The following is a 23,190-nucleotide window of genomic DNA, read 5'->3' on the forward strand; positions in this document are numbered from 1 at the left end:
GACCACCGCCTGCGCGGTCTCGATCGTCGGCACCGAAACGTGGTCCCAAACCGGCGAGGCGCTGAGCGGGCGCTACTTCTGGTGCTCAGACCGCGTTGAGATCTGCCGTGTCCCGTTGCTCAAGGGTTCGTTGAGCTCTCTGTGAGCGGCGTTGGGGTGCGCGGAGCCGAGCGCGGGCCTGATCGACTCGCAGTCCGTCCGCACCGCCGACACCGTCCGCGCCGCCACCAGGGGCTTCGAGGCGGGCGAGAAGGTGAAGGGCCGCAAGCGGTTCATCGTCACCGACACCCTCGGCCTGCTCGTGGCCGTCCACGTCGTTGCGGCGAGCATGCAGGACCGCGACGACGCGAAGCGGCCGCTGCTGTGGACCAGGCTCGACCACCCGAGCGTGCGGAGATCTGGGCCGACCAGGGCTTCGCCGGCCGTCTGGTCGAGTGGGCCGCCCGGATTCTCGGCCGCGACCTGGAGATCGTCTGCAAGGACCCAGCCCAGCGCGGCCTCCAGGTCCAGCCCAAGCGGTGGGCGGTGGAGCGGGCCTTCTCGTGGCCCACCGCCCCCCGGCTCCTCGCCCGGGACTACGAGACCAGCCCAGCACACTCAAGGACCATGACCCGCTGGGCAAGGACCGGCGTCATGGTCCGCCGACTCACCCGGGGCCGTGCTGCGACGCGTCCCGGCTTCCGAAGCGGCCCGCGACAAAGCACAGGTCACCAAGCCGCCGGGCCGTCACCGGGACGACCGGCCGGCGCCGGACTTCGCGGTGACCGGCGCACGGCCGGGAGCTGGGGTGCCGCAGTGGGGGCTGTTCCAGACGGTGCCGGTGCGCGAGCAGGAGAGGCACTGCCTGGCAGCGCCACATCCAGGAGGTCGAGTACGGACTCGCCGGCGGGGCGCGAGAGCGGGAGCAAGCCGCCGGCCCGGCGGCCGACCACCACCGCGCCGGGCGCTGATGGCGCACCACGGCGTATGCACACGCGAGAATGCTGCGCGACGAATGGCGCATCGAGATCACCGGCTACCCGCAGACCCGGTCGGTGCAGGCCGCCCGCGAGGCGATCAGCAGGGAGGTTCGTAGGGGATACCCGGCAGATGGCGCTCCCATGTGGTGCGGGTGAGGGCCTGCCAGGTGGTGGCACAGACGGTGCGGGACAGGTCGTCCGGGCTCAGCATGCGGAGCTGGACGGTGCCGTCCCGGCTCGTGGTCACCAGGTGTCTGCCGTTCGGGCTGTAGGCCAGGGCGGTCACCGGTCCCGCTTGCCCCGTCAGGGGTGTGCCGAGGGGCCGGAGGCGGGAGGTGTCGCTGATGTCCCAGAGGCGCACGGTGTGGTCCTCGCTGCTCGTGGCCAGGGTCTTGCCCTGCGGATCGAGAGCCAGGGAGGTCACCTTGACGGCGTGGGCAGTGACGGCGGGACCACGTGACCGGGGTTGTGCCCGGTCGCCGATGTCCCATAGGTGAAGCCGCCCGTCCTGGTCACCGAGGATGAGGGTCGTACCGACGACGACCAGGGAGGTGACGGAGACGGGCGGACCCGCCTCGACGGCGCCCAGCGGGGCGGTGAGGGTGCCGGACGGACGTGGCCTGGCCGGATCGCGGAGGTCCCACAAGCGCACGCTCGTCTTCCCTGCGCCTTCGCGCGTTTCGACAGCGAGCACGGTTCCGTCGGCACTCAGGGCCAGGTGGCCGATACCCACGCCGTAGTCGTGGGCTGCCTGGTCTGCGAGATCGACGAGGGTGGCCAGTGCCGTCGGACGGGCCGGGTCCTTGATGTTCCACAGCTGTACCGATGCCTGGTCGTTGGTGAGGAGTGTGTCCCCGTCCGGGGCGAAGATCATCTGATTGACGGGGTCCTGGTGCCCGGTCGTCGTGCTTCCGACTGCCCGCGGCGAGGCTGGGTCACGCAGGTCCCACAGCCGTATGGTCTGGTCGGTCGTGGCGGCCGCGAGCGTCCGCCCGGACGGGCTGAACGCCGCTGACCACGCGTCGTTGAACCGGTGGTCGGCCTCGGTCCTGGCCCAGGTGCCCGCCGGGGTGGTCCGCAGTATCCGGATGCCCGGGTGGCCGTCCTCACTCCGCACGGCGAGGAGTTCGCCGTCGGAACTGATCGACAGGTCTCCGGTGGAATCGCCCCGTTGCACCAGCCGTGATCCCGGCAGGCTCCACAGCCGGACCGTGCTGTCCATCCCGGCCGTCGCCAGAGTCGTGCCGTTCGGGCCGAACGTCAGGGAGCTTACGGCGTCACCGTGGCCGAGGAGCGGGCTGCCGAGAAGGGTGATGTGCTCTGGCAGAGCTACGTTCCACAGGCGCACCGCTCCGTCGCTGCCCGCCGCGGCGAGTGTGGTGCTGTCGGGGCTGAAGACAAGTTCATCGCTGTTGCCGAGCCGGCCCGAGGGCAGGGGGCCGGACGTCGGGGAGGATCCCGGCAGAGGGGTGCCGAGGGGCTTGGGGAGTGCGCGGTCGGTGACGTCCCACAGGCGGATGGTGCGGTCGTCGCCGGCGACGGCGAAAGTGTGACCGTCAGGGCTGTACGCAAGGGACTCCGGTAGGCGGCCGTGCCCGGGCAGCGGCTCCCCCAGGGGTGCGGGAGCCGCTGGATTGCCGATGTCCCACCGGTGGATGGTCCCGCCGACAGCCGCCACGGCGACCTCCTTGCCGTCGGGGCTCATGCCGAACCAGCTCACGGTGGGCCGGCCCTCCACCCGCAAGGCCGTGCTGCGAGGGGCGGACGCGGCCAAGCCGGTGAGGTCCCACACCCGGACCGCGGCGTCCGTCGGGCTCGTGACCGGGACACCCACGACCAGGACGTTGCCGTCCCGGCCGAAGCGCAGGCGGGTGACGAGGTCGGTCTGGTCGAGCGGCTCGCCGAGCGGGGCCGGTGCCGAGGGGACGGCCAAGTCCCAGAGCCGGACCTGCTTGCCGTCGCCCGCGGCCAAACGTCCGCCGTCGGGGCTGAAGGCGATCGCCTCGGCGGCGCCGTTCATCCTCAGGACGGCCGTGGTCTTCGGGCGGGTGGGGTCGGTGACGTCCCACAGCCGGACATATCCCTCGCCGCCCGCGGCCAGCAGCTTGCCGGACGGGCTGAACGAGGCCGACAGGACACCCGGGCCGAGCCCGGGCAACAGCTCGGTCCGGGAGGCGGGGTGCCGCGGCTCGGTCGTGTCCCACAGCTCCAGGGCACCGTGTAGCCCCACACCGGCCAGGAGCCGGCCGTCCGGGCTGAACATCACCTCGCCGACCGGGTTGCGGTGGGCCAAAGCGGTCGACAACGTCGACGCGGCATCGTTGACAAGTCGGGTGTAGGCCTCCGGGTCCGCCCGGCGCATGCGGTGTGCGGCCAGGTCCAGTTGGGCGGCCAGCGACGGATCGGTCCCCCTCAGCTGGTCCGCCTTGGCGAGGAGCTGGTGGAACACGGCGATGTCGCGCTCGGATCGGGCCGCGATGCTCTGCCGTACGGCGGTCGCTGCGGCGGCGGCCGCGACGAGGACCAGGGCACTCAGCACCGCGATCACCCGGTTACGGCGGGCGGCGGCTCGGCGGGCCCGGTGCGCGGAGGCTGTCAGGAAGGCAGTGGCGAGCGGGCCGGCCTCGTGCGCCACCCGCCGGGCCGCGGCCAGACGTTCGCCTCGGTAGAGCATGCCCGGATCCCGACCGTCGCGCTCCCAGTCCGCGGCGGCCTCCTCTAGGCTTTGGCGCACAAGCCGGTCGGCACGATCGGACTCGATCCACGTCCGCAGGCGGGGCCAGGCGCGGACGAGGGCCTCGTGTGCGATGGTGACGACGTCGTGCTCCACGGTGAGCAGCCGGCCGGCGGTGAACACCCCGACGAGGCCGGCAGGCAGGTCGGACTGGGCGACCCGGCGACGGGTGTCCTCCGTTCCGTCGGTGCTCGCGCCGATTCGGACCAGCCGCAGGAACATGGCCTGGGCCACCGTCTGCCCTGCCGGGTCAAGGCCGGAGTAGATCCGCTCGGCGCTGGTCGCCACGGCTTGGCCGATCCCGCCGGTGGTGCGGTACCCGCTGACGGTCAGGGTATTGCCCTGTCGCTGGTGCCAGACGGCCCGCAGGGCGTGGGCCAGCAGCGGCAGCCGGCCGGCCTCCCGCCCCAGCTCGCCCAGGTCGGCCAGCATCAGCTCTACCAGCCCGGGCTCCAGGACGAGTCCGACCGCCCGGGCAGGGAAGAGGATGGCCTCCCGAAGGTTCTCCTGCGACAGTGGCCCGAGGACGATCTGACGGTGCTGCAACGCAGACCGCAACGAGGGGTAGGTCACGCACCGGGAGTAGAAGTCGGACCGCAGCGCGCAAACCACAACGGCGGCGGGCTCCGGACCAGCGGCCAGGGCGTCCAGAAGATCGAGGAAAGCGCGCCGCTGCGGCTCATCGGTGCACAGGGTGAACAGTTCTTCGAGTTGGTCCACGACCAGCAGGAGGCGGGAGGTGCCGGGCGACGCGCGCAGCACGGACGCAACCGCGTCCGGGCCCGCGTCGATCGCACGACGGACCTCCGGGGCAGTGGCAACCCCGACGAACTGCTCCAGCCGGGCAGTCAGTCCGTCGACCGGCCGCTCGGTGGGTGTCAGCAGCAGCCGGCTCCAGTCGGCCGAACCGGGCAGGCGGCCTGCCGCCAGCGCTGGCAGCACCCCTGCCCGTAGCAGCGAGGACTTCCCCGCCCCGGAGGGAGCGACGATGACGAGAGGTCCCTCGGCGTCGCGATCGAGCTCGGCCAGCACCTGCGCGACGAGGTCGTCCCTGCCGAAGAACCACCGGGCATCGCTCGTCCCGAACGGCTTCAGCCCCGGGTACGGACAGTCCACGGCGGAGTCCACGGCGGCCCGCCGGGTCTCAAGGACGCCATCAAGGTAGTGCAGGTGTACATCGCCGGCTTCGGCCACGACCATGTCACGGCCGGACTGGAAGATCCTGGCCTCTTTGTCGGCCGCAGCGCTCATCGAAATCGGCCGCTCCGCCGCGTCCTCGGGCTCCTGCCGCCCTGCGCTGCTCACTGTTCTACGACGTGCTCGTCCCGCACAGCCTGGTACGCCCGTAAGACGATCGAGTCCACCTCAGCTCCCCCCACCGGATCCGACCCCGCCCCATGATGCCACTGCACGGACTACCCCGCCACGGGGAAGAGGGTCTGTCCGTGGAGCGGCCCTGTCGCTCATTCGGTGGGGGCGGAGCGCCGTAACTTTGGTCAAAAGGCCCCGAGTTCGGAACGACGCCGGTTACGGTCCTTACGGCAGTGTCTTGTCGACGTGGGGGGCGCGATGGATCCGGTCGTCCTGGCAGCAGGAAGCGCGCTGGTGAGCGCGATGGCAACCGACGGCTGGCAGCAGGCCCGGGCCGCGGTGGTGGAGTGGTGGCAGAGCCGACGCCCGGACCGGGCCGACGAGGTCGGATCGGACCTGGAGGCAGTGCGTGCACAGGTACTGGCTGCACGGGACCAGGGTGACGAGGACACCGAGCAGGCTCTGGCGGGTGCCTGGCGCCTGCGGTTGCAGCAGTTGCTGAGCGAGGATCCCGCTCTCGCCGCCGAACTGCGGCTGCTGCTGGACGAACACTTGACTCCGGTGTTGTCCGACAGTGAACAGACCCGGAATCCTCCGATCATCATGAAGGCGGAAGCCCGGGACAACTCCCGTGTGTACTTGGCGGGTCGGGACCAGCACATCACCGGCTCTTGAACTCCGGAGCGGGACAGTCCGATGCTTCGCCGCCGAAGGGCAGCCGGGGGATTCGGAGCTGGACAGCGCCACTACCGACAAGGCCGTCGACCTGCACCAGGGTCGAAGCGGCCGGTCGGCGCACGAGGCGCAGCCGGAGCGCCGGGGCTTGGGACGCCGTCCACCTCCCCTGACAAACCCCACCGAGTCGCACGCTGGGCGGGACCCTCGGGCCCGGCCGCTCCAGCTCCGGCCCTCCAGCAGGTCGCGCCCCGCGCATACGGCTCCGTGAGCAGCGACCGCTCCCGCGCTCCCGGTCTGTAGCAAGTCGAACGCCACGAACAGGGCGGGCGCGGTCGTGGACCCGGCCCGTACCGGGGCGGGACGGGTGCGGTGGACACGGCCCCGGAGCGCGGCGGATGAGGGCCTACCACCGCGCATGACCACGAGCTCGTCGTCCAGAATCAGCGGACCGCGTGTCGGCGATGAACAGGCCGTGCCCGTGGACGGCGTCGGGGCGGTGGGGTCGTGGGCGCGGCGGGGCGGGCGCGGGGTCGGTGACCGAGATCCGCAAGGAGCGGATGTCGAGGTCGAGTTCCAGGCGCTGTGGTCCGGGGATGTGCCGGGCGGCGTTGGCGAGGAGTTCGGCGGCCACCAGCAGCGCGTCGGTGCCGACGGTCGCCGTCATCAGGTGCCAGTCGGCGAGGGCCTGGCGCAGGAAGTCGATCCCGGGTGCGGTGCCGTCGCCAGGGTTGAAGTCCAGGTGGCGGGCGGGGGGCGGTGGCGGGTGCGGGCATCGTGGATCCTGGCGCGGCCGGGGACTGCTTCCGTACCGGGCGGGTGCCCGCCGCGGGCAGCGCTACACCGCTTCGACGTCCCGGGGGCCGGGCTGGGCGTAGTCGTGGTCGGGGCCGTTGCTACGGGCGTGAACGCGCGCGGCCTGGGCGGCGGTGGCGAAGACCGGGAAGAGCGAGTCGGCCTCGGTCAGTTCCAGGACCCGGCGCAGCACAGGCCGAGGAGCCCCAGCCGCGACAACCCCGTGACAGGCCCAAGTACTCACGAGGCGCGGTCCTTCACCGGGTAGAGCTCGGCGTGCCGCACCCTCCTCCCACCACGGATCGTCCGGGGCGGAGACCAGCGCGGTGACTCGCTCGCGCTTGGTCGGGACCGGCAGCACCAGCGGCCCCAGCTCCTGCTCCTCCCGGTCGGCGGCGCACTGCGGGCACTCCAGCCGGTCCGGGCCGGCCTTCTCCGTCAGCTCCAGCACCGATCCCGGCTTCCCGCCGATCGAGCCCCGGCACGTCCAGCATGGGCTGCAGCAAGGCGTTCGACGCCTGGGCGGCCTCCAGCTGCTCTTCGGCCTCCCTTCCAGACGCTCCTCGCGGCCCTGGCGGCAGGGCCAGCAGCGGCCACCCGGGCGGCGGGTCACACTCCGCGCGGCGGCTGTCGGGGCCGTAGTGCCAGGTGCTCTCCTCCTCGGGAACCTCGCCGCAGTCAATGCAGACCAGGGAGTCCATCAGCTCCTGGTGGGCTCGTCCTCCTCGTCCTCGCGGGCGGCCTGGTGCAGGTCGTAGGCGGCCCGGTCGTGCGGGTTCTCCAACGCCTCGAGCACGGAGTGCCAGCCCGAGCGGCCGAAACGCCACCACACCGGCCCGAACGGCCCCTGCTCGGCCAGCAGCTCCAGCATGGTAGCGACGACGGGCACCGCGTCGTCGTACTCCGCGCCAGCCGTCGCCGTCGTTGTCGTCGCGGACCTCCCTGCACCACCGGCCGCGCCAGCAGTCGGCGGACAGGTCAGCGACGGCCTGCTGCCGGTTGGCCAGGGCGGGGTCGGTGCTCTTCACCTTGGTGCGGAACAGCTCGCGGTAGCGGGGGAACTTCGCGGCGACGTCGGCCGGGGCAATGGTGGAGCGGTCCACCTCGACCATCAGCACCGGCACCTGGTTTGCGGCTGCTCAGCAGGGTGGGATGGTGCACGTCTCGTGTTAGGCGCGCGGGGTGAACTGGGCGTCGCGCGGATCGGTATCGACGTCCTCTGTCCATCCGGGCGGCAGCAATCGAGGTGTCCACGCCACCCAATCGGAAAGGGCTGGCATATCTGCCGGCTCGCCATCAGGGCCAACTGCGTCGTCTGGAATTGACCCAAACTCGACAAGTTGACTGATCCATAGCCTGACATATCGAGCGTACTGGCGAATATTCAGAGCTATCACGTCTGCGACGTCTTGTAGCTCATCGCCACCCATCTCGGCCCCGTCGTCAGGCTTCTACGCCCGCATCCAGGGCATGCCAGCAGCGACGAGCAAGAGCACCAAGACGATCCACCTGCCGAAGGCCCAGCGGATCGACATGGCAGGCTTGAACCACATCTTCAAAGATGCTCATGAACGCCTTTTCGGCCCGATGCCGGAGGAGGGTAACCGATGACTACCTCTGATATCGGCTTCGATGAGCTGACAAGTTACTTGAGCCGCTCTGGCTGGCAGCATTCGATGGCTGGTGCACTGTCCGAGGCCTGGCACCCAGTTCATGACCTCGATAGCACAGTCCTGGTGCCGAAGGTTGCCGCTGCTCCCGACTTTAGTCGTGCTGTAAAGATGCTTACAACGGAGCTATCGAAGCAGGAGAACCGGCCTGCGGATGAAGTCGCTCCGGAGATTTCATGACAGTTTACTGAACTTGAATTCGTGATGTCGGTGTCGGCTGGGGTAAGGCGTTCATGTTCACGCCGGCCTGGGTGAGGCAGCCGTCGATCAGGTGCGGGCGGTACTGGATCTTCTTGAGGCGGGTCCGGACGGCTTTGGCCAGGTGGTCGAGGTTGGCGACCGCGAGGTTGCCGATGCCGCGTTTGACCAGGGCCCAGATGCCCTCCTGCGGGTTGAGATCGGGCGCGTAGGAGGGCAGCTGGAAGACGGTCAGCCAGTCCTCGTTCGCGGCGATGAACTCCTTCATCGGCGGCATCAGGTGCGTGGACAGGTTGTCCCAGACGAGCACGATCGGGCCGCCGAGCTGGATGCGGGCGCGCAGGATCAGGTCGCGGTAGTCCTGCCAGGTGAACGCCTTGGGCTCGCCCTTGCGGCCGCGGTGGACGCGGAAGCCGTAGATCATGCGGGATCGCCGGCCTGCCTTGCAGCAGGCCATCCCGGCTATCGAGACCCGTCCGGACAGGCGAGTTCGAGCAGGTCCTCATGGAGGTCACGACGGCCTGCAAGAAGGGATGCGGGAAATGTTCCTCCGGACGGGCGCCCCGTGACGGCTGCCGCTGCCCTGGGGGCGCCGTGCGGGTCCGGCAGTGGCGCGGACCCGCACGGCGCGGTGGTCAGGCTTTCGCGCCGGAGTCCCCACCGGACGCGGGGGTGGTGGTGGGCTTGGGTGTGTCGCTCTTGCCGCCCTGGTTGAGCATCCCGCCGAGGGCGCTGAGGTTGCCGCCTCCGCCGGTCAGGGCCGGTGCCGCCTTGCCGGCCGCGTCGACCGCGATCTGGGCCATCTTCTGGAGGTGTTCGGTGGCGGTCTTGAGGGCTTCCTGGGCGCGTACGCCGGCTTCCTTGTCGTTGGTGGCGGCTGATTCGATGCCCTTGCTGAGCACCTGGCTCATGGTGTTGAGGCCGCTCATGTCGCGGAACAGGTTCGCGGTGGCGATGGCCTGCGCCGTCTGGAGGCCGACCGGGTCGGGCATCACCACCGTCGGCGCGAACTTCGCCTGGGAGGCGCCCAGGCCGGCCGCCGTGGTGTCGAGGTTCTGCGCGCGCGAGGCGGTGGACACCGGGGCGATGTCGGCCGGTGTGATCTGGATGGGCGAGTCCTTCCAGTTCCAGAAGCGGGTGAGGTCGATCTTCTCGGCCGAGTTGGACCGCCCGAGGACGGCCTCGGCGAAGACGCCGTTGGTGGCGATGGCGATGGTGTTGGTCGCCGGTGCTCCGAACGTGTTGTCGCCCGCTTTGCGGGAGTCGGTCCACTCCTGTCGTTCCTCCTCGCTGGCGAAGTTCCAGCGGAAGCCGAGGTAGTTGCCGGTGGCGGCGATCGGCTTCGGGTCCAGCAGAGTGCCGAGCGGGACCGGAGCAGCGGTCGAACCCGCCGGGGTGTAGGAGTAGTTGGCGAGGATGCGGCTGAGCGTCAGCTCGTCGGCGTTGGCCCACACGGCCTGGCTGTAGTGCCGGCTGTTGTCGTTCAGGTGGTCCAGGACCGCCTGGGGCACGTTCCCGCCCCGCACGTGGAAGCCGAGCGACGCGACGTAGGTGCGGCTGCCGGACTTCACCGTGGAGCCGAACAGCCCGCAGATGGTCGAGGCGCCGCCGGCGTCCTCGGACAGGTCAGGTGCGACGGTGGTGGTCGCGGCGACGCCGAAGTTCGCCACGCCCGAGGTCATCTTCAGGCGCAGCCCGGCGAGGCTGCCGCGGGCTGCCTTGCCGGACCAGGCTTCGTAGGAGAGCAGCTTGTCGGCGCCGCCGAAGGTGTAGGACGCCTGCTGCGCGCCGGAGCCGCCGATGTCCCCGCAGCCGAAGGTGTGGCTCGGGAAGACCACCTGGACTCCGCGGATGCCGTCGGTGTCGGACCAGACGTCGATCCTGGACGCGTAGGAGGAGTCCGCCTTCGGCTGGTCGTCGAAGGGTATCTGCGTCTCTCGCCCCATGATGCGGCGCACTGTCCCGTTACCCATGAGCACCCAGTAGTCCGCGCCGGCCGAGGCGATCTGCGCCAGCCCGGTGATGCTCTGGAGGCCGCCGGTCGCAGGACGGATCACGGTCGTCGCACCGGACTCCACCAGCAGGGGCGCCGTCTCGCCGCTGGACTGGGACTGGACGACGGCCCAGAGCGCACCGTCGGACGTGGCGGACAGGCGCTGCACGCCCGGCCCGTTGCGCCGGATCCCGTCGGTGCCACTGCGCTCGTAGACGACCCCCTGCCGGGAGTACCACAGCTTGTCCTTGCCGGTGACGGCGAGGTCGTCGGCCGTGATGCCCAGGTTCGACCATGAGCTCGGGCCGCGCTGGTGGATCGTGTTGTTGGTGCCGACGACGAAGACCGTGCCGTCCGTGCCGCAGGCGATGCGCAGGCCCCAGCCACTTGCTGGATCCATTCGCCAGGTCGTTCCGTCGAACTGCATGACCGCTTTGTCGGTCCTGAGCGCCCAGACGATGTCCTTGGCCGGTGCGATGCCGATCAGCCCGCCGCCCAGACCTGTGGTGGGCAGCGGCTTCCACTGCTGGGTCGCGGGATCGAACTTGACGGCGTTGCCGTCAGCCTTGCGCACCCCGTACACGCCCATCGCCGAAGCGGCGATGTCGGTCAGCTCCACCCCGTCGAACTCCTGGCGGTCCGGTACCTCCGGTGCCGAGCACGCGTCGAGCTTGCGCACGGTGGTGTCGAACGGGTTCGCCGCGCGGATCTTCGCCGCCCAGTCGGCCGGCGCCACCGACGCGAGCACCTCCTTGTACCGCTGGAGGCTGGTGTGGGTGAAGGTGAGCTCCTGCAGCGGGATGAACAGGCAGCGTTCCAGCTTGGTCGGCCTGGTCGTCACGTTGTAGACCTGGACGACCTCGTAGTACTGCACCGACATCGCGTGCATGTGGTTGTAGTTGGTGACGACCCGGGTGAGGACCTGGTCCTTCTCCGTCTGCGTCGTCTCGCGTACGACCGTCATGTTCCGGCTGCGGGCCGCGGTCGCCAGCTGTTGGGTCCGCGCGCTGATCCGCTGCGTCGCCTCCTGCGCGACCGTTTTCACGCCCGTGGAGCGCGACACCGACGTCGCGATGCCCGCGTTCGACGACTTGCTCCAGTTGCCGCCGCCGCCGATACCGAAGAGCGCGACGCCGACGCTGCCACCGGAGCTGGACGACTGGCTGGCCTGGAACCCCTGGGAGTCGCCGTACTGCTCCTCGCGGGCGATCGCGTTCGCGACCTCGCTGATCGACCGGTTCTGCTCGGTGGTCCCGGACAGCGCCTCGGCCTCGGACGCCGTCTCGGCTCCGGTGGCCCTGGTGGTGCGCTGCCAGTCGACGACCGCGACCCTGGTGCTCTCGCCGGGCGCGAGCGCGAGGCTGTGCAGCAGCCTGCCGAGCGTGACGCCCTGGGCCGACCAGCTCTGCTCGGTGGTGACGATCATGCCCTCGGCGGGGCGGTCGTAGAACGGCAGGTTCTCCTCGCCGAGGTCGATGGCGCCGGTCAGGGCGCGTGCCGGCTTCGCCCCGGGGATGTCGGTAAGCACCACCGAGCGGTACCGGACGATCTCCGTCGGGTAGTTGCCGGTGGTGGGGAGCAGGTCCTTCGGCGTCGGACCGTCGAGCATCGTCGTCCTGTCCGCTTCGGACGCGGCAGGCGTACTGGCCGAGGTCGTCGGGGTCGTCGCGGGTGTTCCGGCGCTCGGAGTGCTCATCAAGTGTCCCGTCTGAGGAGGAGGGAAGGGCAGTCGCCATGACCGCCAGGCCCCACTGGCGTCCGGCGCAAAGGCAACGACGCCTTCCGTATCGCTCGAAAGCTACACAGTTCGTTCGCAGCAGCGGCACACTCTGGCGGAAATGGCCAGAAACGGCGCCCGGGAGGTCAACAACTCTGCCGCAGAACCTGGTTGAGGACGTCGCCCGCCCGCGTACCCGGATGCCGGGCCTTCGCCGCGATGACCGTACAGAAGCTCCGAAGCGTTTCCTGAAACGAGCAGTCAGCTCTGCCAGACGCGTCCTGAGCGACTGAGGGCCGCCGCCGGGTGTTCCCGGTGGCGGCCTCCGCGGTTCTGGGCCGGGTCAGCCGATGCGGATCAGCCCGGCGGTGGCGGTGGCGGGCTCCAGGGCTGGGGCGCCGCTGTAGGTGGCGGTGTAGCCGAGGTTCAGCAGGACGGTGAGGACGGGGCAGGGGCCGGTGCAGGTGGCGGTGCCGGCTGCGTTGGTGGTGGCGGTGCACACGGTGGTGGTACCGACCTTGAAGGTGATCGTGGCGCCGGGGACGGGCTTGCCGGTGGTGGTGTCGGTGAGAGTGGCCGACAGATTGAGGTTGACGTTCAGCTGGCCGGGGGCGATCGACAGCAGGACCGGCTGCGCGGTGAGCTTCGTGGTGTCCTTGGTGTAGGTGAAGCGGTCCGCGGTCACCACGGCGCTTGTGCCGCCGGGGGTGGTGACGGTGATGTCGACCGGCCCGGCGGCGTTCGCTGCCGGTGCGGTGGCGGTGATCGCGGTGTCGTTGACGACGGTGAACGAGGCGGCGGGCACGGCGCCGAAGGCGACCGCGGTGGTGCCGGTGAAGTTGCTCCCGGTCAGGGTGACGGAGGTGCCGCCCGCTGCGGGGCCGGCGGTCGGGGCGACGGCGGTGACCACTGGGGCCGGGACCTGGTACGTGTAGCTGCCTGCGGGGACGGTGCGGCCCTTGGTGGTCAGGGCGACGCCGACGGTCCCGGCGGCGTGCGCGGGCGCGGTGGCGGTGACGGTGGTGTCGTCGACGACGGTCACGTTGCCCGCCGGGGTGCCGTCGAACACCACGGCGGTAGTGCCGGTCAGGTGGGTACCGGTCAGGGTGACGGCGGTGCCGCCGGTGGTCGGACCGTGGCCGGGCGTCAGGCCGGTGACGGCGGGCGGGACGGCCTTGCCCATCGCCAGGCCGTTCGGGCGGGGGCCAGTGGGGACGTTGGAGGTGACGGTGAGTGTCGCGGTGTCGATCACCGACATGGTGTCGGAGAAGGAGTTCGTGGCGTACACGCGGGTGCCGTCCGGGTCGGCCAGGACGGCGTTCGTCCCGGCGCCGACCGCGATGGTGGCGATCACCGTGTTGGTCGCGGCGTCGATGGCCGAGACCGAGTTGCCCAGCCGGTTGCCGACGTAGACGGTCCCGCCGTCCGGCGCGACGGCGATGCCCTGCGGCTGCTGGCCGACCGGGACGGTCGCCGTGACCGTGTTGGTGGCGGCGTCGATCACCGCGACGCTGTTGCCGTTGTAGTTGGAGACGTAGAGGCGGGTGCCGTCGGGGCTGACGGCGATCCCGGCCGGGTCGTTGACCGGGACGGTGGCGGTGACGGCCAGGGTGGCGGTGTCGAGCACCGAGACCGTGCGGCTGGAGAAGCTGCTGACGTAGAGCCGGCCGCCGTCCGGGGACAGGTCGAGTGCGGCCGGGAAGCCGCCGGTGGCGGCGGTGGCGGCGACGGTCAGGGAGGAGGTGTCGATCACCTCGATCCCGCCGGGGCCGCCGGTGTGGGCCACGTAGACGCGGGCGCCGTCCGGGGAGATGGCGACCGGCCTGGGGGCGCTGCCGACCGGGACGGTGGCGGCGACCGTGTTGGTGGCGGTGTCGATCACCGAGACGGAGTCGCTGCCGTTGTTGGTGACCCACGCCTGCGAGCCGTCCGGGGTGAGTTCGACGTCGATCGGCGAGGTGCCGACCGCGATGGTGGCCACCGTCGCTCCGGTCGCCGAGTCGACGGCGGCGACGGAGTTGCCGCTCTGGTTGGCGACGTAGATCAGCTGACCCGGGCCGGCCGCGTGCGCGGGTACGGCCGGCAGCACCGCGGCGGCGGTGCCGAGGACCGCGGTGGCCAGGGCCGCCGCCGTGCCGCGCCGCAGGCGGCGCGGCCGCCCGCCGGGGCCGGGTCGGTTGTCGAGGACCAGGGGCATGGGTTCCACCTCTCGGAGGGAACTGACCGGATGCCGTCGCTCCGGTTTCAACTCATGCTATTCACATATCTTTTGATGGTTCATCACATGTTCTCTTCTGTCTGAATATCCACTTCATGCGACCAACTGTGATCGGTTCGGATCGTGAGGGAGCCCGCCTTCGGCGGCGGCGAGCGGATCTGATCGAAGAAGCGCGAGGAGGCACCGCAATAGCCTCCCGCGCGGCCCGCACCACCGCCCTGGTCCAACTCGCCCAGGACCTGTCGCCCGCGATCCTCGCCCCCATGCTCGGCCTGTACTGCGTCAGGTGCCTGCCGGTATAGCGCCACCGCGCCCTCGACGTCGCCGCGCTCCTCCAGCAGCTCCGCCAGCCGATGCGCGGCGTCGCTCAGTTCCTCGGTCACCGGCCACACACCCAGCACTCCGGTCCACGCGTGCCGGGCCGGCGGGTCGGCCAGCTGGCCGGCCGGCTGGTCACGGCCGTTGACCGAGGTGAGCTCCCGGATGCGGAGCAGCGCGATCGCGTCGCCGGCCTCGCCCTGGCGTTCGCCAATCGTCGCGAGCGGGCCGACGGCGTTGAACGGCCCGACACCGTGCCCGCCGCACCACGGGCTCCGCGACAGCGCCGGACGGTCCCGATCCTTCGGGTCGGCAGCACGGCAGCCTCCCCCGGGCTGGGTCCGGACCCGGAAGTCGAGATCAGCAACGTCCACGCCGGGCGCCGTAACGCCCGCCACCGACACCGCTGGCCGCCCCGCAGGGCGCAGCGTGGCCGGGTCCCGGGGAGCGGGGGTGTTCCGCGGGGCCCGGCCGGTGGGAGGCCGTCAGCGCTCGGGGCAGAGGCGCTGCTGCTGCTCGGCGGCCCGGTGGTGTGGCGGTGGGGCCGCCGTGACGGGAATGCTAAACCTGCCGGCTGGTGGTGGCCAGGGCTCTGGCCATGGGCAAGGACTGGGAGGACGGCCTCCTGAAGGCCGCACGCCGGCCCGGAGACTCGGCGGCCGGCTGGAACGACAACTACCCGGCGCTCACCTCGCTGATGGGCGCGGGCGGGAAGTTCGACAAGTCGTTCCTCCTCAAGCCGGAAACGACCTGGTCGACTACGAGTGGAACAGCAAGACCAAGGGCGATGACCTGTGGAGTCCGAACTGGTCCCTCAGGGCCGGTGCAGGCGATCCGCTGGGCCCCTTGATGAAGCAGATGAGGAGCGACCCGGCGGCGGCCGAGGAATTCCTCGACCCGAGCCGCAACAAGTTCTGCAGCAGTCTTTGCGGGCAGATCGTCGAGCCCGGGTAAGGGCCAAAAGCACCGCACCGCTCTCGCCGACGCCGTAGCCGCACCCCGAGACACCGACGACTGATCGAGCGCCCCCCTGCACCGCGGGCTGGGCCTTCGGCACCAGCCCAGGACAGGACGCGGGCCTCCGGCCCGAAACGGCCTGCCGGCAGCGCGGCAGTCGACCAGACCACGCGCAGTCCGGAGGCGCAACCACGCCGGCTTCGCAGTCGCTGTGCCCCGCGGTCCAGGCCCGGGGGCCCAGCGCCCGTTCACCACGCCCAGCCCGTCCCGGCCGCCACACCCCTGCCGACAAGCCGCCTACCGGCCCCTCAGGCGCACCGAAGCCCCGATCCCGCCGAGGTTTCGCTGATCCGGATCAGCCAGGAACTGCAGCGCACGCCCTGGCCCTGGACGAGCTGATCGCCGCGGGGATGCGCACAGCAGGCGCCACCCCGCGCCGACCGGGTGGCGGCCGTCCACTGCACCGCGCACAATTCACCGACAAGGCCTCAGCCCTTGGCCGACGACTCCCTCCCGGTGCGAGGCGATGCAGCGCCAGGATCACCGGTGTCGGCGCGGCCGAGCCCGGCCGCGCCGACACCGGTGATCCACACCGCGGCGAGCAGCCGCCACAGGGGCTCCACCCGGGTTGCCGCGGGCACCGGTATCGAGATCAGGGAGAGCAGCAGCAGGGGGCCGGCGGCGGCACCGAACAGAAGCAGCCGCCGTGGCCCGCGCTCCTGGGCGAGCGCGCGTCGTGAGACGTACCACAGCAGCCCGGCGAGCCCGGCCAGATGGATCGGGCCGCCCACCGCGAGCGTGAGCCGGGCCAGGACGACAAGGGTGGCGTCGCCCGCACGGGTCGCGACCGCTGCCAGGGCCAGGGCCAGCGCGCTCGACACCGCGAAGGCCCCGGCGGCAAGCCAGACCGCGTACCGCGCCCGGCGATCGGCACCCACTGCGGTGGATGCCCCGAAGCCGAACCGGAGCAGTCCTGCGGCGGCGACCAACTGGAGCAGGGAGGACACGGCAACCGCCGTACCGCTGTGCTCGTAGTAGCCCCGCAACTGGCCCGCTGTAGCGGTGGGCAGGAAGACGGAACCCCTGGCCAGCACCGCTCCGAGAACCAGGCTGGCGATGAAGCCGATCACGAAGACCGGTCCGCCGAGTCGCCACCCCCGACCTAGGTTGCTGTTCTCCATGTCCCCCTCATTTTCCGAGTCCGACCACACAGGAGCGCCCGCGTCGACAGAGGTGGCGTCCCCTGCTGTCGCGGCTTGCCCAGCAAACCCGGAACTACCGTGCGGCGTCGTCCTACCGATGAAGGCGGTTCCACTACTCCCCGGGGAGTAGCTCCGGGGGCGTGCAGAGCAGGTCCGCCGCGGTCGAAGGCTGGGCCGAGCAGGGTCCGCATCACCGGCAGGGTAACCATTCCGGCGTCCGGGTACCGCGGCCAGCTCCAGCGACGGCTGCGCCCGGCGCGGCGTCGAACGAGGTGGTCCGGCAGGCGCTCGGCGATCTCGCGCTGTACGGCCTGGTCGCCTCCGACCGATACCTGGGCCTGGCACAAGACCTGGGAGTCCGCTGGGTCGATGATGCCGCCGCCGGTCCCGCTCTGGGGCCTACTCGCCGGCGCTGCAGAAAGGTTCGAAGTCTTGCATGCCGGCGCCTGCGAGCAGGAGCGTGGTTATATTGAACATGTTCAGTTTTCCTGCGACGACAACGACCGTGGGAGAGACCAGGGGAGCAGGTACCGATGGGGATGGTGCTGAGAGCCGAGAACGCCCCGGCGTGGTTCCTTCGTGCGGCAGCCCGATACCTGATCGCCCTTGCGGGCGGCTGGGGAGCGGTGGTCGGCGGGTTCGCTCTCTTCAGGGGGGTGGACGGGGCATTCGCCGATCTGGGGCTGGCTCTGCTGATCTATGTCGGCTTGCCGTCGCTGGTCCTTCTCCTGCTGTCCGCCCCCATGCGGGAGGGCGAGTACCACAGGACCGTGATGACCTTCGCGCTGTGTGGACCAGCGATGTTCTCCGGACTGCTCTTCGGCGGCTGGTGGTGGCTGATCGGTCTGATCCTCTTCCAAGTCGGCTTCGTCGGCCTTCTTCTGCCATCCCCACGCCTTCGGCTCGTCAGTCGGCATGGTCGCCCCCACCGCTGACCAGCAACGGGCCATCGCGGCGGCACGCTTCTCGCAAGGGTGGCGCCCTCGACCTGCGTGACGCAGCTCCAGGCCGCAGGGTTCGACCGCCGCCCCCTACCGAGAGCCAGCGGACGTGGCCTGGCGTGCATCCTGCCTGACCGCTGTCCGGGGTCCCGCCGGGTGCTCGCGGGACGGAGGGCCGCCGTCTCGGTCTTGCCCCCCGGGGTGCCAGGATGCGGGGGTGAACCGTCGAGACCCCGCCGAGAGCCTGTCTGAACTCGGCGACCTGCTGGAGGATCTCGACCAGCCGTGGCCGCTCCTGCGGGATGACGGTCAGGACCGAGCAGCGCACGCACGCGTGTTCCACCACTACGGCGGATGGACTCGGATCACCAGATCACAGACTCCTACCAGTGCTGGCCCCCGACGCGGCTGCGGTCCGCGTAGGTCGCGGCGAGGCCCACGGCGGACGGGAGCGCGGCAGCTCGCCGGGGACGTTCCGGATCCCCGCGCGGAGGTGAACCCGGCCGTGGACGGCAACTCGCCCTCGCCCGGCGGATCCGTTCGGTGAGCACCCGCTTGAGGCGCTGCTCGATGGGGCGTAGCTTGCCGTGCACGGTCGTGCTCCGGGGACGGTTTCAGTCCTGGGTGGGCCCCAGGTCGGGCCGGTCGCACAGCTCGACGGTGCGCGCGGCGGTGGCGTGGAGTTCGAGGACGGTGATCTCGTTGGGGCCGGGCCGCAGCACCGGCGCGGGGACGTACAGGGTGGTCTGCGGGCCGCGGGACCAGTAGCGGCCGAGCGGGAAGCCGTTGATCCACACCTGGCCCTTGGTCCAGCCGCCCAGGGCGAGATAGCCGTCGGCGGGCCGGCCCAGCTCGAAGGTTCCGCGGTGGAAGACCGGTCCCACCAGCGGCTGCGCGGTGGCGGTGAAGGTGAGGGCATCGAATGTGTCCAGGGGCAGCGGGCGGCTGTCCCAGTCGGTCGGTTCCTCATCGTTGACGGTGACCCGGCCGAGCAGGCCTTTGCGGTCGTGGATGCCGGTCCCGTAGTTGACCCGGCCCTGGTTCTCCACCAGCACGGCGAGGTGCGCGCCGCGCCGGGGGACGGCGAAGGCCAGCGCGTGCTCGTGGTTCTCCCTCTCCAGCACGCCGACCGGCTGCCCGTCGACGAAGACCTGGGCGCGGTCGCGGACCGCGTCGGTCCGCAGCACGGTCGGACCGGCCAGCGGAAGGGTCGTCTCGTACAGCACGAACCCGAAGGACTGTCCGAGCTGCTCCATGGTCAGCGGATGGTCCGACAACACGGCGCGGCCGAGGGCGTAGGCCTGGTCCAGCAGGCCGGCACGCTCCGTGAGGTCGATCGTCCTGGGGGCGAGCTTGCGGCCGGGGGCGGGCACCGGCTCGGCGGGGACGGACGCGTACCGGGCGATGACCTCGCGGAACGCCTCGTACTTGGGCGTGGGGTCGCCGGCCTCGTCGAGGAGCGAGTCGTAGTCGTAGGAGGTGACGGTGGGCCGGTAGGTGCCCTTGTCGTTGGCGCCGTTGGTGAAACCGAAGTTGGTGCCGCCGTGGAACATGTAGATGTTGACGGACGCCCCGGTGGCGAGCAGCTTGTCCAGTTCGGTGGCGGCGTCGGCCGGGTCGCGGGTGACGTGGGTGGCGCCCCAGCGGTCGAACCAGCCGATCCAGAACTCCGAGCACATCAGCGGCCCGGTCGGCTGGATCCGGCGGAGCTCGGCGAGCCCGGCTTCGGCGCGGCTGCCGAAGTTCACCGTGCGCAGCACTCCGTCGAGGCCGCCGCGGGCGAGGTCGGTGGGCTGGTCGCAGGTGAACAGCGGCACGTCGACGCCGTGCGCGTGCAGCAGTTCGGCGAGGTCGGTGAGGTAGCCGCTGTCCTCGCCGTACGCGCCGTACTCGTTCTCCAGCTGGACGGCGATGATCGGACCGCCGGAGGTGGAGAGGTACGGCTTCACGGCGGCCATCAGGGCGGAGAGGTAGTCGTCGACCGCTCGGAGGAACCGGGGGTCGCGGCTGCGCAGTTCGATGCCGTCCTCGGCGAGCAGCCAGGACGGCAGGCCGCCGCCCTCCCACTCGGCGCAGATGTACGGGCCTGGTCGCAGCAGCACGTGCAGCCCTTCGGCGGCGGCCAGGTCGAGGAAGCGGGGCAGGTCGAGACCTGCGTCCAGCCGGAACTCCCCGGGCCGGGGGGCATGGAGGTTCCACGCGACGTAGGTCTCGACCGTGTTCAGGCCCAGCAGGCGTGCCTTGTGGAGCCGGTCGGCCCACTGCTCCGGGTGGACGCGGAAGTAGTGCAGTCCGCCGGAGATGATGCGGAACGGCCGGTCGTCGAGGCGGAAGCCGTCTTCGGCGATCTCCAACTGGGGCATGCCTTGGTACTCCTCGGTGAGGTGGCGGGGATCGTGGCGGGGTCAGTGACAGGGTCAGGCCAGGGGACGGCAGAGCAGGGCGTCGGGGGCGCCGCCGTGCTGCCACCGCCAGGTGTAGGCGACGCCGGCGAGGTACTCGTTGTCGGTGCACTGGCCCTTGTAGGCCCCGGGGGCCCAGTCGCTCTCGACCGAACCGCCGGCGGCGGGCCGGTTGTCGCCGTGGTCGAACCAGACATTGCGCCCGGTCAGCGGCAGCGTCCCGGCGGCGGGGGCGCAGAGCAGGGCGGCCATGGCGTTGCCGTTGACGCCGTAGCCGACGGCGAAGGTGTCGTCGGGGCACTGGAGCTTGTTGAAGCCGGACGCCCAGTCGCCGTGGGTGACGTAGCGCTCGTCGGTGACGACGGTCCAGGGGCCGGTGCCTTTGGCGGGCTCGTTCGCGTCGGTGCACAGGCCGCGGTCGTTGCTGCGGGCGATGGCGACCGTGCGCTGGCTGTCGGGGCAGGTGCCCTTGCGGTTGCCGACGCTCCAGTCCTTGGCCTGCATCCTCGCGGAGGCGTTGTGGTCGCCGTGGTCGAGGTCGAGCATGTTCCAGTGGTCGACCGGGGCGATCGGGCCGCTCTTGGCCGGGGCATTGACCAGTTTGTTCCAGTCGGTGGCCCGCCAGTCACCGGCGTCCTCGACGCTGAGGCGCTTGCCGGTGGCGTCGTAGTTGATCAGCGCCCAGTCGTCGTCGGGCTTGCCGGTGTTGTCCGTCCAGCCGATGAGCGGCCACTGGGCGAAGTCGGCGTCGTTCTTCACCAGGATGTCAGTGAAGTTCTTGAGCCAGACCCGGTCCTTGACCACCGAGGCGTCGGCCGGATCGGTGTTGCGTCCTCCGGCGCCGAACTCGCTGATCCACACCGGGGCGGTGAAGTGCTGCCCCTCGTCGGTGACGAACAGCGCCTGGTCGTGGACGGCCTTGACCAGGTCGTCGAGGCTGAGGTCGCGGTAGCGCGGGTCGTTGGTCTCACCGTTCTGCCAACCGCCGCTCGCGCCGGTGTGGTGCGGGCCGGTGTAGCTGTAGAAGTGGGCGGAATAGACCAGTTTGCCGGAGTCGAGCAGCGTGTTGGAGAGGTTGCCGACCGGGGTGAGCATCGGTCGGCCGTGCTCGAACATGCCCTGGGGGATGCCCTGCCAGTTGATCCCCTCCATGATGATCAGCATGTCGGGGTCGGCCTGGAGGATCCTGTTGCCGGCCAGCTGGAAGGCCTTGTACAGGTCGAAGTCGTTGTCCCAGCCCCAGTTGGGGTCGTCCTTCCAGTCGCGGCGGACCTCGTTGCGCAGGTCGGCGCCGACCACCCGCTTGTCGTCCCTGTACCGGTTGACCAGGAACACCCAGTCGTCGACCCACTGGTCGGTGGTCTGCCCGCTGTTCCACCGCTCGTTGCCGTCCAGCGCGCAGCAGAACCGGTACGTGGTGGTGTGGTTGTTCAGGATTACCGCGAAACCGTCTGCGGTCAGTGCCGCGACCACGGCGTCGTAGACCTGCAGCGGGGTCTTGCCCTTGAGCTGCGGGTTGGCCGCTACGGCGGAGTCCGGCAGCACCGTGGTGTCGTGGATCATCGCGTTGGCGAACGGCAGCCGGATGCTGTTGATCCCCAGCGAGTGGAAGTCGGCCATGATCTTGGACATGGGAGCGCGGTCAAGGCCGAGCGGGATGTTGTTCGACATCTGGTGGGCCTGGTGGTTGTTCACGTCGTTGACGTCGCCGCTGCCCTCGTACGTGCCCTGGGCGCCCGCCCAGTTGCCGGACTTGAGCTTGAACCGGTTGCCGCCGGCGTCGACGACGTACCGGCCCCGGGTGGACAGCGGGCCGGTCCAGGACGCGGACAACTGCGCCCCCGTCAGGGCGACCGGAACGGTGGCGACCGGAGCGGTGGCGGCGGGGGTGGTGTCCGCGGCGGCGGTACCGGGGACCGAAACGCCCAGCAGGGCGGCGGCGAGCAGGGCGGGAAGTGCCCGTGTGGCGGCTCTGACACGTCTCATGGCGGCTCTCCGGGTGGGGTCGAGGGGTGCGGTGGAGGGTTGGGGTGCAGGCGTGGGGCGGGCCCCGGGCCCGCTGGGCGGGGCAGCACGAGGGTCCGGGGGGTGTACGGGGGAAGCGGCCCGGGCGAGACGGTCCGGGCGGGGCATCGGCGGTCGCGCCCGAGCCGGGTCCCGGCCGCGGCGACGTCTCGTGCGACCGGGCCCGGTGGGCTCGTGGGGGGCGGGGTGCAGCGTCCCGGGCCGAGGTCCGGAACGACGGTGGGCGGCTCAGCCCTTGAGGCCGCTGGTGGCGATGCCCTCGACGATGTACCGCTGGGCGATCAGGAACATCGCCACCAGGGGGGCGACGGTGACCACGGCGCCGGCGAACAGGCCGGGGAGGTTGATGGTCTGCGAGGTGAGGAAGGTCGACAGGGCGATCTGCGCGGTCCAGGCGGAGGGGTCCTGTCCGATGACCAGGGGCCACAGGAAGGCGTTCCAGCTGTCGATGAAGGCGAGCGCGCCGAGCGAGGCGAGCATGGCGCCCGAGGAGGGCAGGGCGATCCGGCGGTAGACGCCGAACCAGCCGAGGCCGTCGAGGCGTCCGGCCTCCTCGATCTCGGCCGGGAACTGCAGGTAGAAGTTGCGGAAGAGCAGTACGGCGAACGGGTTGAACAGCCCGGGCAGGATGACGCCCCACAGGGTGTTGACGCCGCCCATCGAGCCGACCACCACGAAGGTGGGTACGAAGGTGACCGACCCGGGGATCATCAGGGTGGCGACCACCAGGGCGAGCAGTGCGCCGCGGCCGGGGACGGGGATGCGGGCGAAGGCGTAGCCGGCGGCGGAGGCGAGCAGGGTGGACAGCGGGGCGGTGATCCCGGCGATGAGCAGGGAGTTGCCGAGGGCTTGGCCCATGTGGAGGGTGGGGTCGGAGAAGAGGGCGGTGAAGTTCTCCCAGTGCATCCGCTGCGGCCACCAGGTCCACCGGGGCGAGGTGATGGACCGGGAGTCCATCAGGGCGTTGCGCAGCATCAGGTAGAAGGGGGCCAGGAAGGCCGCGGTCAGCGCGCCGACCAGCAGGCCCCGGAGGCTTGCGCGGGTGCCCCCCGCGAGGGTCCGGGTGGGTTTCACG

At 70.8% G+C, this 23,190-nt stretch carries 18 protein-coding genes; 5 read left to right on the forward strand and 13 right to left on the reverse strand.

The annotated features are described in order from the left end of the window. Positions 1-151: 151 nt before the first annotated feature. The gene (locus tag ACIGG8_RS29310; protein ID WP_396551779.1) at positions 152-610 is read left to right on the forward strand and encodes a transposase; all 459 of its coding nucleotides are present in this window, start codon (positions 152-154) and stop codon (positions 608-610) included. Positions 611-1,056: 446 nt separating this feature from the next. On the opposite strand, the gene ACIGG8_RS29315 is transcribed toward ACIGG8_RS29310, so the two are convergent. Further along, entirely contained in the window at positions 1,057-4,944 is a 3,888-nt protein-coding gene (locus tag ACIGG8_RS29315) for a hypothetical protein (protein WP_396551780.1), read from the reverse strand. A 318-nt stretch (positions 4,945-5,262) separates the two neighbouring features. On the opposite strand from ACIGG8_RS29315, the gene ACIGG8_RS29320 reads away from it, so the two are divergent. Further along, positions 5,263-5,679 carry a hypothetical protein gene (locus tag ACIGG8_RS29320; RefSeq protein WP_396551781.1) on the forward strand — a complete coding sequence of 139 codons (417 nt, stop codon included), beginning with the start codon at positions 5,263-5,265 and terminating at the stop codon, positions 5,677-5,679. 406 nt (positions 5,680-6,085) lie between these two features. Here the strand turns inward: ACIGG8_RS29320 and ACIGG8_RS29325 are convergent, their stop codons facing one another. The 4 genes from ACIGG8_RS29325 to ACIGG8_RS29340 all read right to left on the reverse strand — a co-directional run bounded on the left by ACIGG8_RS29325 (position 6,086) and on the right by ACIGG8_RS29340 (position 8,043). Next, entirely contained in the window at positions 6,086-6,346 is a 261-nt protein-coding gene (locus ACIGG8_RS29325) for a hypothetical protein (protein WP_396551782.1), read from the reverse strand. Positions 6,347-6,517: 171 nt separating this feature from the next. Beyond that, positions 6,518-6,925 (reverse strand): hypothetical protein, encoded by a 408-nt coding sequence (locus tag ACIGG8_RS29330; protein ID WP_396551783.1) that lies wholly within the window; start codon positions 6,923-6,925, stop codon positions 6,518-6,520. Positions 6,926-7,174: 249 nt separating this feature from the next. Next, positions 7,175-7,363, reverse strand: a complete 189-nt coding sequence (locus tag ACIGG8_RS29335; protein WP_396551784.1) for a hypothetical protein — start codon at positions 7,361-7,363, stop codon at positions 7,175-7,177. 554 nt (positions 7,364-7,917) lie between these two features. After that, positions 7,918-8,043, reverse strand: coding sequence for a hypothetical protein (locus ACIGG8_RS29340; RefSeq protein ID WP_396551785.1), 126 nt, complete (start codon positions 8,041-8,043; stop codon positions 7,918-7,920). Positions 8,044-8,081: 38 nt separating this feature from the next. Here ACIGG8_RS29340 and ACIGG8_RS29345 point away from each other — a divergent pair, with 38 nt between their 5' ends. Then, positions 8,082-8,324, forward strand: a complete 243-nt coding sequence (locus ACIGG8_RS29345; RefSeq protein WP_396551786.1) for a hypothetical protein — start codon at positions 8,082-8,084, stop codon at positions 8,322-8,324. Between the two features lie 4 nt (positions 8,325-8,328). On the opposite strand, the gene ACIGG8_RS29350 is transcribed toward ACIGG8_RS29345, so the two are convergent. The 4 genes from ACIGG8_RS29350 to ACIGG8_RS29365 form a co-directional block, all read right to left on the reverse strand. Beyond that, on the reverse strand, positions 8,329-8,766 hold the full coding sequence (locus tag ACIGG8_RS29350) for a transposase (RefSeq protein WP_396551787.1): 438 nt from the start codon (positions 8,764-8,766) through the stop codon (positions 8,329-8,331). A 211-nt stretch (positions 8,767-8,977) separates the two neighbouring features. Beyond that, on the reverse strand, positions 8,978-11,944 hold the full coding sequence (locus ACIGG8_RS29355; protein ID WP_396551788.1) for a hypothetical protein: 2,967 nt from the start codon (positions 11,942-11,944) through the stop codon (positions 8,978-8,980). A gap of 451 nt (positions 11,945-12,395) precedes the next feature. After that, entirely contained in the window at positions 12,396-14,249 is a 1,854-nt protein-coding gene (locus tag ACIGG8_RS29360; RefSeq protein ID WP_396551789.1) for an IPT/TIG domain-containing protein, read from the reverse strand. Between the two features lie 83 nt (positions 14,250-14,332). Further along, positions 14,333-14,962: a tetratricopeptide repeat protein gene (locus ACIGG8_RS29365; protein ID WP_396551790.1), complete on the reverse strand. Its 630-nt coding sequence runs from the start codon at positions 14,960-14,962 to the stop codon at positions 14,333-14,335. Positions 14,963-15,165: 203 nt separating this feature from the next. Between ACIGG8_RS29365 and ACIGG8_RS29370 the strand changes: the two genes are divergently transcribed. Beyond that, on the forward strand, positions 15,166-15,438 hold the full coding sequence (locus tag ACIGG8_RS29370) for a hypothetical protein (RefSeq protein ID WP_396551791.1): 273 nt from the start codon (positions 15,166-15,168) through the stop codon (positions 15,436-15,438). A gap of 595 nt (positions 15,439-16,033) precedes the next feature. On the opposite strand, the gene ACIGG8_RS29375 is transcribed toward ACIGG8_RS29370, so the two are convergent. Then, positions 16,034-16,726 carry a hypothetical protein gene (locus tag ACIGG8_RS29375; RefSeq protein ID WP_396551792.1) on the reverse strand — a complete coding sequence of 231 codons (693 nt, stop codon included), beginning with the start codon at positions 16,724-16,726 and terminating at the stop codon, positions 16,034-16,036. Positions 16,727-17,280: 554 nt separating this feature from the next. Here ACIGG8_RS29375 and ACIGG8_RS29380 point away from each other — a divergent pair. After that, the gene (locus tag ACIGG8_RS29380) at positions 17,281-17,682 is read left to right on the forward strand and encodes a hypothetical protein (protein WP_396551793.1); all 402 of its coding nucleotides are present in this window, start codon (positions 17,281-17,283) and stop codon (positions 17,680-17,682) included. Between the two features lie 620 nt (positions 17,683-18,302). On the opposite strand, the gene ACIGG8_RS29385 is transcribed toward ACIGG8_RS29380, so the two are convergent. The 3 genes from ACIGG8_RS29385 to ACIGG8_RS29395 all read right to left on the reverse strand — a co-directional run bounded on the left by ACIGG8_RS29385 (position 18,303) and on the right by ACIGG8_RS29395 (position 23,189). After that, entirely contained in the window at positions 18,303-20,051 is a 1,749-nt protein-coding gene (locus tag ACIGG8_RS29385) for a glycoside hydrolase family 35 protein (RefSeq protein WP_396551794.1), read from the reverse strand. A 54-nt stretch (positions 20,052-20,105) separates the two neighbouring features. Next, positions 20,106-22,076: a glycoside hydrolase family 5 protein gene (locus ACIGG8_RS29390; RefSeq protein ID WP_396551795.1), complete on the reverse strand. Its 1,971-nt coding sequence runs from the start codon at positions 22,074-22,076 to the stop codon at positions 20,106-20,108. 267 nt (positions 22,077-22,343) lie between these two features. Further along, complete coding sequence (locus ACIGG8_RS29395) at positions 22,344-23,189, reverse strand: carbohydrate ABC transporter permease (RefSeq protein WP_396551796.1); 846 nt, start codon at positions 23,187-23,189, stop codon at positions 22,344-22,346. Position 23,190 lies beyond the last annotated feature (1 nt).

This window comes from Kitasatospora sp. NPDC085464, from assembly GCF_044541955.1.
Taxonomy (GTDB): domain Bacteria; phylum Actinomycetota; class Actinomycetes; order Streptomycetales; family Streptomycetaceae; genus Kitasatospora.

Bases quoted from the DNA above. Each gene is read 5' to 3' on its own strand.
- ACIGG8_RS29340 (WP_396551785.1), bottom strand. From the start codon at position 8,043: ATGAGCATCTTTGAAGATGTGGTTCAAGCCTGCCATGTCGATCCGCTG.
- ACIGG8_RS29325 (WP_396551782.1), bottom strand. From the start codon at position 6,346: ATGACGGCGACCGTCGGCACCGACGCGCTGCTGGTGGCCGCCGAACTC.
- ACIGG8_RS29375 (WP_396551792.1), bottom strand. From the start codon at position 16,726: ATGGAGAACAGCAACCTAGGTCGGGGGTGGCGACTCGGCGGACCGGTC.
- ACIGG8_RS29350 (WP_396551787.1), bottom strand. From the start codon at position 8,766: ATGATCTACGGCTTCCGCGTCCACCGCGGCCGCAAGGGCGAGCCCAAG.
- ACIGG8_RS29320 (WP_396551781.1), top strand. From the start codon at position 5,263: ATGGATCCGGTCGTCCTGGCAGCAGGAAGCGCGCTGGTGAGCGCGATG.
- ACIGG8_RS29345 (WP_396551786.1), top strand. From the start codon at position 8,082: ATGACTACCTCTGATATCGGCTTCGATGAGCTGACAAGTTACTTGAGC.
- ACIGG8_RS29380 (WP_396551793.1), top strand. From the start codon at position 17,281: ATGGGGATGGTGCTGAGAGCCGAGAACGCCCCGGCGTGGTTCCTTCGT.
- ACIGG8_RS29315 (WP_396551780.1), bottom strand. From the start codon at position 4,944: ATGAGCGCTGCGGCCGACAAAGAGGCCAGGATCTTCCAGTCCGGCCGT.
- ACIGG8_RS29360 (WP_396551789.1), bottom strand. From the start codon at position 14,249: ATGCCCCTGGTCCTCGACAACCGACCCGGCCCCGGCGGGCGGCCGCGC.
- ACIGG8_RS29355 (WP_396551788.1), bottom strand. From the start codon at position 11,944: ATGCTCGACGGTCCGACGCCGAAGGACCTGCTCCCCACCACCGGCAAC.
- ACIGG8_RS29390 (WP_396551795.1), bottom strand. From the start codon at position 22,076: ATGAGACGTGTCAGAGCCGCCACACGGGCACTTCCCGCCCTGCTCGCC.
- ACIGG8_RS29385 (WP_396551794.1), bottom strand. From the start codon at position 20,051: ATGCCCCAGTTGGAGATCGCCGAAGACGGCTTCCGCCTCGACGACCGG.